The organism is Paenibacillus sp. 598K (assembly GCF_003851045.1).
Classification (GTDB): Bacteria; Bacillota; Bacilli; order Paenibacillales; family Paenibacillaceae; genus Paenibacillus_D.
The window spans coordinates 1-7,277 of the sequence record NZ_BFBX01000179.1 but is presented as its reverse complement, the minus strand read 5'-3'; the positions used below and the strand labels follow the sequence as shown (position 1 = coordinate 7,277).

3 protein-coding genes and 1 pseudogene are annotated in these 7,277 nt (G+C 64.0%); 1 reads left to right on the top strand and 3 read right to left on the bottom strand.

Features of this window, described 5'->3' with window-relative positions; genetic code table 11:
• A pseudogene (locus PA598K_RS36805) lies at positions 1-1,050 on the top strand (hypothetical protein); the annotation flags it as partial.
• Between the two features lie 58 nt (positions 1,051-1,108).
• Here PA598K_RS36805 and PA598K_RS33790 read toward each other — a convergent pair.
• From PA598K_RS33790 to PA598K_RS33780, 3 genes are all read right to left on the bottom strand, one after another.
• Positions 1,109-2,569, bottom strand: a complete 1,461-nt coding sequence (locus PA598K_RS33790) for a hypothetical protein (protein ID WP_128661134.1) — start codon at positions 2,567-2,569, stop codon at positions 1,109-1,111.
• A 213-nt stretch (positions 2,570-2,782) separates the two neighbouring features.
• On the bottom strand, positions 2,783-4,780 hold the full coding sequence (locus PA598K_RS33785) for an alpha-amylase family protein (RefSeq protein ID WP_128661133.1): 1,998 nt from the start codon (positions 4,778-4,780) through the stop codon (positions 2,783-2,785).
• 28 nt (positions 4,781-4,808) lie between these two features.
• A partial coding sequence (locus PA598K_RS33780) for a GxGYxYP domain-containing protein (RefSeq protein ID WP_128661132.1) occupies positions 4,809-7,277 on the bottom strand: 2,469 nt, incomplete at its 5' end.

The window sequence follows — 7,277 nt, the reverse complement described above, 5'->3', positions numbered from 1 at the left end:
GACCGCCTTCATCGCCGGACTTACTACGATGGCGCTGGTCCGGCGATGAAGGCGGTCTACGGCCAGGTGCGAGGCGAGCATGCGTCGCCGCTCGGCAAGCTGCTGCGCGGTCGGCGCGGCAAGCTTTTCCTCTCCTCCCTCGTGACGATCGGCGCCGTGCTGCTCGTGCTCAGCTTCGTGCTGCAGGACAAGGGCGGCGACGGCGAGACGCCAGTGCCCGGTACACCGGGGGCGGGCGGCACGACAGGCGAGTCGCCGGCTCAGGGAGAGACCGATCCGGGGACGACGACCTGGCCGGACATGCTGGTCTATGCGGTTCAGCCTGGAGCGGACGAGCCCTCTGCCCATACCCAGCTGGAGCTGCTCTTTCGCGTACCGGCAGCCTGTGCGGAGCTGGATGCGGAGGAGCTTGGCAGCTTCGTCCTGGAGACGCCGGATGGCAAGATGCATGTCTTCCGCAACATGAGCTTCGAAGCCGCCTGCGGGGGCAATACAGCTCCCGACGGCTCAGGTGCGGGGAACGGCAGTGACTCCGATGCTGGCGCGGGGGACGATAATACTTCCGGTTCTGGTACCGATACGGAGGTCGGCGGCACATCTGGTTCCGGGACGAGGAACGGTAGTACTTCCGGCTCTGGCTCAGAGGGCGGCAGTGGCGCAGGTTCGCGTGCGGAGGGCGGCAGTACCGGAGGTGCTAATTCGGCCTCCAACAACACCAATCGCGCTGCCACAACCGATAGCGACAGCGAGACATCGGGCAGCGTCGGGACGGACAATGAAGCCGCACCCGAGGACAGCACGGACAAGTCCGCTACCAACGGTGGTGGAGCGAGCGGCAGCACGGGCCCACAAGGTACGGACGGCTCGGTGCCGGAAGCCGATATGACGCTTGAGGAGATTTATCCTGCTCGCATCGTCATCGCTCTCGGCGAGCGGCTGGAGCTGCCTGAGGGCACGATCCTTCGCTTCGATACGCGTTCCTACGAGCTGTCGGCAGCTCCTGAGCAGGAGGAGACCCCGCCTGTGGAGACTGAGAGCGAGAACCCATAACTATAACCACCCTCATCATCAAGAAATCCAGACGGTCGAGGGTGGTTTTTTCGTGCGTTTACTCCTTCACCAGCAGCCCGATGATTCCCATCACAGGCGCTTGCGGCTCTCCCAGCGCTTCGGTCGGCGTGTCGTCTATCGCCAGCGCGAGCTTCACGAAGCTTGCGATCTGCTCATGCATGAAGCCCGCGTCCAGCTTGTCCAGACCGCCCGCCTCGCCTATCGCGCATAGATAATCCGGGGCCGGGATGAGCGATACCGTCGGGATGCCTGCCTTATACAACGGCTGACCTTCGCCAAAATAGACGGTACTTTTCGGCCGCAGCGTAACGCTCCTGACCTTCGTCCGCCCCTCCACCGCTTGCAGGTACAGCTCGTCCATCGCCTGATTGCCGGTATAGACCAGCTCCATATCCAGCCGCCCTGTAGAGCCATAGGCGATATCGTCCCCACTCTGACGGTCCTTCCACTCCAGACAGCCGAGGTGCTCCAGCGTCAGTCCGGCCACGGCCTTGGCATGGGCGCCCTTGCCATCCCACAGCTCCGGGTGATCGTGCAGCCAGCGGGTGGTCGCCTGGCCGTGAATGCCGAATTGCGGTATTTGGAAATGTCCGGTCACAAAGGCAAACACCAGCGTGCGCTTCCGCTCCTCCATCGGCAGAGAGGAGAAATATCTAGCCATCGCCAGCAGGCCAATCGCTCCGTTCTCCTCGCAAGCATTCGGGCCATCCGTATGAGTATTAATGATGATGCTCTCCCGCTTATCCGTCCCGGGCAGCACCGCATAGAGCGTATCGCTCTCCGCTCCCTCCTCGCGGTCTGCGGTCAGCAGCAGCCGCGCCCGCGCGCCTTGCTGGGCCAGCTGCTTCAGCCGACGGCCTGCCGTCTTGCCGACCCACAATGCAGGACACTGCTGCGGCCCCGTCGTGAAGGGCAAGTACTGGGCCTCGGCATTCGCCTCCGACAGCTCGCTCCAGATGCAGATCACGCCGAGCGCCCCGGCTGCAGCCGCTTGCTCCAGCTTCGGCCCCCGCAAGACGGAGCTGACCACCGAGTTGCTGAGCAGGCGCGGAATGCGCTCCTCCGGCGGATACGAGCTGCGCCGCTTGCAGAATAGCGCCGAGGGCAAGCGCGGGCTGCCCACCTCGACGACGGCTATTTTGCCCGCTGCCTCGCGGAACTTCCCCGGTCCCTTCCCGCAGTATACCAGCTCGGCAGTTACTCCTTCCGGAGACGTGCTGCCCGAATAGGGATAATAAAACGCCACCGGAAGCTCCTCTTCCCTGCCGTCCTCGCCGACCACCGACAGCGCCCATTGCTTCGCTTCCCATCTCGTGAAGGAGTGGCGATCTCTGTGCGTCTGCAATCCCATCTGACGCAGCTCGGCTTCCAGATCGTCGATCATTTGCCGATGCGCTGCATTTCCTGTCAAGCGCGGTCCATAGCTGTCGAGCCGCTGCTGCCACGCCCAAACCTCCTGCTCGCTGGGCAGCTTGTCTATATCTAGCGTTTGCTTCATGATGTCCCTCCAGATAAGTAATTGCAGGAGTCCTGTATAATATCATGACACCTACATGAAATATCCTTATGTAACCTCTGCTCTAACCATAGCACAATAGCCACGTCCGACTCCAATCGCCGGTTGCGAACCTTCCATTGCGTCGTAATACGCCAAGACGCCTTTGCAGCCGCTATGGAGCGGACCGCAAAGGCGTCATGAGTTGCATCGGTGTTATCCAGCTAGTATCGCGAGGATGCCGTGGATGTGGAGCGACGGCACAGTCGTCTCGAGTCGGCCCTCCTGCCAGCTCCAGGCCAGCGACTGGCCGCTCGGCTCCCAGGTGACCGCCTGCGGCCGCTCAGCGACCGCCACAGACAGCCGGATCGGACCGGTCGGCGGCACCGACTCGGGGAAGCCGCGGCGGTTCGAGACTGGCATCTGCGCCAGGTTGAGCAGATGCACGCACAGCGTCCCGTCGGCGGCACGGCGCAGTGCGAGATCGACATGGGCCGGCGCATCGGTCGTCACAGCCGGGTCCGGGAACAGCCGCTCGACCAGCTCGCAGATATATCGCCGCATGAAGGGATGATGGCTGTAATAATAGCGCGTGGCGATCGGCCCGTAGACGGCAGCGATCTGTCCCTGTCCGTAGCGATGCAGCGTCGCCGCCGCTCCCTCCTGACGGAGCTGGCGATGTCCCTCGGACACGCCGTCCGCACGTACGTCGAGGTAGGCGCTGCGGGTCTGCACACCCTCGCCGTGGTAGCGGATCGACAGCACCTCCGCGCCGTCCGGCTCAATCGGCTGCCAGATGCCCGGGCAGCCGATCTTGCCCGCGCCGGAGATGAGCTGGGCCCGCAGCTGCTGCAGCTCGCCGACGAGCCGGACGCCGAGCGCCTCGCCGAACAACCTGGCGCAGCGCTCCCCGAGCAACAGCAGACGACCGCCCTGCTCAACATAGCGCAGCACGCGCTGGCGGAACGGCTCGCTCAGCGTCGGCGCATCCGGGATGACGAGCAGCGGGTAGTCGTCCAGCCGCTCCATCAGCATATACTCCGTCAGCACATCAACCGAGTAGTGCGACTCCAGTAGCGCATGCAGCGCCCCCTCCAGCTCGACGAGCGGCGTATCCCACCAGGTGTACACCCGATCGGAGATGTCGAACTGGCTCTCGGCGGAGTGCAACAGCGCGATCTGCGGCACGGAGACGCTGCGATGCGAGAGCTGCTGACGTTCGCGGCAGTAGGCGGCGACCTCGGCGGCGGTATCGACGATCTCCTCGGCGATGTAGCCGGAGCGCGTCGGCAGATAGTAGAGCATGTACCCGCCGCCATGCATCAGCACGACGCCGGCCTCCTGCTGCAGCTGCGCCGCTGATTTGAGCAGTTCCTCCTGACCCTCGGCATTGTCGAAGCCCCAGGATTGCAGCTCCCACGGCATGCCGACCTGGGACAGGTAGCGCGCCTCGGTACGGGCGCGATCGGCGGAGAGCATCGGGTCGAAGTCGCCGGAGAGGTAGTCGACCGGAGCCGATACCGGCACCGGACTCATCGTCGAGAACGCCCAGTTGCTCGCCCGCTGGACGCCCGCCTTCAGCTCGCCGAGCCGCGTCGTCCAGTGACGCAGATACGCCTCGAAGCGGGCGCGGTGGAAGCTCTTCCACTGACCCCAGCGGCTGTCGCTGCGATCGAGAGGCGCATCCGTCCAGCCAGTCTCGGCCGTCCAGGCAGCCATCGCTAGCGGACCATAGTCGAGCTTGGCTCCCCAGCACTCGCCGTCCAGCCAGACGCTGTCGACGTCGTAGCGCTCGGCGATTTCCGCGAGCTGCGGGACGAGCAGCCCGTCAGCGTAGCCGCCGAACAGGCTCGTCGCCTCTTCGTCTCTCCTGCCGTCGGGATGCGTCACCGCCCACTCCGGGCGCTGCCGGACCGCGAGGTGATCGACGACGCCGGAGTAATGCACCCCGAGTCCAATCCCCAGCCTCCGCGTCTCCTCCCGCCAGATCGCCAGGGCGTCGCGGACGATGCCTGGCGATGGCGTGCCGACAGTCGTCTCGTACCCGGCATAGCCGGGGTGGCCCTTGCAGTCGTAGTGTACGAAGTCGGGTCGGATGCGCAGCAGCAGCTCGGCTACGGCGCGCGGCTCGATATCTGCGCCCAGCGCATGATCCTCCGCCTCGGGATGCAGGTCGAAGTGCAGACCAAAAAACGCATTCTTACGGTCAAACATCTCTCTTCACCTCATGTTCAAATGGGGGTTATGGCCGCGACCAGAGCAGACTGCCCGCGCTGGCCGGAGCGTCGCCCTCATAAATGTAAACTTTGCCGTCATCCTTGATGACCAGGTGCGCCGATGACGAGCCGTTGGTGCCGCTCGACCAGAGATAGCCCTGATTATCCGAAGGGCCGGTGCCCTTGTAGACGACGAGATTGCCGTCCGTCTGCATCATCGCGAAGTAATCGCCGCTCGTGCCAGTGACGCCCGACTGCCAGACGACGCCAGTGTTGGCCGCCGGGTTCGGTCCGCTATACAGCACAAGATTGCCGTCGGTCTGCAGCGTCAGGTTATACGTGCCTGACGGGGAGACGAGGAATTCGCCGTCCTGCAGCATCCGTCCCGACGTCAGCGCGTCCCGTGGCGGCACGCCCTCGACGATCCCTCCGTTGACGCTTACGCTGTACAGGCTCGGACCCCAGCCGTCGGCCAGCGAGCCGTCGCGGAAGCGCACATAGACGGTATTGGTCTGGTTGCCTGTCAGATAGCTGGTCAGATCCAGAGCAAGCGTCTGCCGGTTGCTGGCATCATGGATATCGGCGGCGGCCTGCGCCACGACGGTCCATGTGCTCGCATCGACCGAGGCTTCGACGACGTAGTTGTTGGCGATATCGAGCGCGAGCTCCAGCGTCGTCTCGGCGTCGTCGAGATTGAAGCGATACGTCCAGCTCTGGGCTCCGTCCGCTACCCGATGATCGCCATCGGCGATGTAGCTGCCGCTATCCTCATGGAGGAAGCCGCTCTCGTCATGCGTGAAGCTCGCCCGGAAGCCCGCCTCGGCAATCTCCTCGAACACCGACTCGGCATACTGCTGGTACAGATCGACCATCTCGCCCGGCGTGACGACGACGAAGCGTGCAGGCAGGCTGTCGATATAGTCCGTCAGCAGCTCGGTGTTGATATATTGGGCCCCTACGTTGAAGAAGGCCGGACCTGTGCCGCTGTAAGCGGCGATATCGGCGCCGTCGAAAAACGAATAGTTGATAAACACCGGCTTGCCCATATACCGGAAATGCGTCTCGCGGTTGTCCGCGACCGCAGGCCGCTCGGGGTCGAGTCCGCCGTACCCGGCGAAGACGCCCTCCACGCTCGGGATATTCGTATAGACCGAGGCGTCGAAGCGGTCGTAACGCATCGTGCGGAGCGTCCGCTGACGCATATAATCCATATAGTCATCCGTCAACGCAAAGTAATCGTCCCGGTACTGGTCCGGCATCGGGTACTTGATGTAGCCGACGCCGGTCACTGGCGTCACGTAGCTGTTGGCGCCGCGCTGCGCTTCGTAATACGCGGCTGCCAGCGGATCGATCTCCGCCAAGAGCGGCGTCAGCTCCCAGGCGATCGGGTAGTCCTCGCGGTCAGCCAGCGCCATCCAGGTCGGGAACTTCAGATGCGGGAACAGCAGCGTATCGCCGTCCGTCTCGGTGAAGCTGATATACACCTTGGTCGGATCGTATACGAGGCTGCGCACCGTCTCCGAGGCGGCGGGGCGGACCATCGGCAGACCGCTCGTCCAGCTCATGTTGAAGCTCTCGCTGGCGACCAGCGCGTACTTGCCTTTACCGTTCAGATAACGGCCGAAGGCATCTTCGTCCGTGCTGCCGCCCCACGTGCCGATGATCGGCGCGACGCCGGGAGCCAGCTCGACGAGCTCATCGAGCAGTCCTTTCTCGCTCGCGCTCAAGCCGTTGCCTGCCTGCGGGTCGCCCTTCAGATGGAAGGTGAAGATGTTGTTGGCGATGATGTAATCGAACATCGCCAGACTATAGTTCGGATTGGCCGCCAGGATGTCGGTCCGCATGTAGGGAGCCAGCTCGGTCAGCGCATAGTCGTATGCCTCCTCCCACGAGTCCAGTCCGAGCGCGCCGCTGTCGGCGAGCACCGGCAACGTGACGTTGTAGTCGTCCTCCAGCTTCTGGAGCTGCGCGGCGGTCAGCGCGACGGCGTGATGACGGGCGCTCAGCATCGCCGTCACGTTGAGATTGGCGACCCGGACGTCGGACGGCAGGAAGCTCTTGTTAGGCTCTGCATATGCCGAGTTGTCGCCCGTGTAGTAATAGTACGTGCCGCTGTTGCCGACGCCTGCCGGGTCCAGCACATCCTCGTCGTAGAGCACCGCTCCGGCCAGCTCCCCGGCGAAGGCCGCCACCAGCGCGTACGGATCGGTGTACGGCTGCTTCGTATACCCGCTCAGCTGATCGAACCAGAAGTCGCGCGCGACCATGACCGAGTTGGCCGAGAAGCCCGGCTGGGCGTCATACAGGTGGAGCGGATTCTTGAGCACCCAGATGCGCGGCTCCTCCCGGTTCACCAGCCCTTGCAGCGACTCGATCATCATCAGGTCGGTCAGCTCGTAGGCGCTGCTCTCCATATCGATATAATGGATCGTCGCAGACGGCTCCTCCGCCGCTCGCGGCAGCACTGCCGCCTCGGCGCTGGAGGCGGCCCCCAG